The sequence below is a fragment of the Nocardioides sp. CPCC 206348 genome (assembly GCF_048654705.1).
Lineage (GTDB): Bacteria > Actinomycetota > Actinomycetes > Propionibacteriales > Nocardioidaceae > Nocardioides.
This window is the reverse complement of record NZ_JBMCZA010000163.1, coordinates 5,465-5,997: the sequence shown is the minus strand read 5'-3', so window position 1 is coordinate 5,997 and position 533 is coordinate 5,465. Positions and strand designations below refer to the sequence as shown.

The window sequence follows — 533 nt, the reverse complement described above, 5'->3', positions numbered from 1 at the left end:
CCCGTGATGACGTGGAACCACGACCGGATGATGGCGGGCTGTCGTCGCGGCCTGGCCGCCCGGTTGGCCCCGGTCAGGCCGCCATGGCCCGCTGCTTCGCAATGAACCTGGTGGCCATCTTGTTCACGAACGTGGGCGCGAGCCGGCCGACCCGCCAGGCCATCCGGGCCTGCCGCGGTTCGATGACCAGCGCCCGGTCGGCGGCCACGGCCTCGAGGACGCGCAGGGCCAACAGGTCGGGGTCGACGGGGTTCTTGACGCCCTGGCCCTCGAGGTAGAAGTCGCGGCCGCGATAGCTGCCGATCTCGCCCTTGTCGAGGATCGGGGTGTCGACCGCGGCGGGGCACACGACGGTCACGCCGATCCCGTGGGACGCCGCCTCGGTCCGCAACGCCAGCGACAGCCCGACCACCGCGTGCTTGGTCGCGACGTACGACGTCATCAGGCCGGCCGCCATCAGCCCGCCCATCGAGGCGGTGTTCACGATGTGCCCTGAGCCCTGCGTGATCATCTGTGGGTACGCCGCGTGCACA

Annotated in this window: 1 protein-coding gene; it reads right to left on the bottom strand. The window is 71.1% G+C overall.

Translation table 11 applies throughout. The features are described from left to right. Nucleotides 1-73 precede the first annotated feature (73 nt). Nucleotides 74-533: SDR family NAD(P)-dependent oxidoreductase (locus tag ACOADB_RS12410; RefSeq protein WP_378598790.1), on the bottom strand; the 460-nt coding region annotated here is incomplete at its 5' end.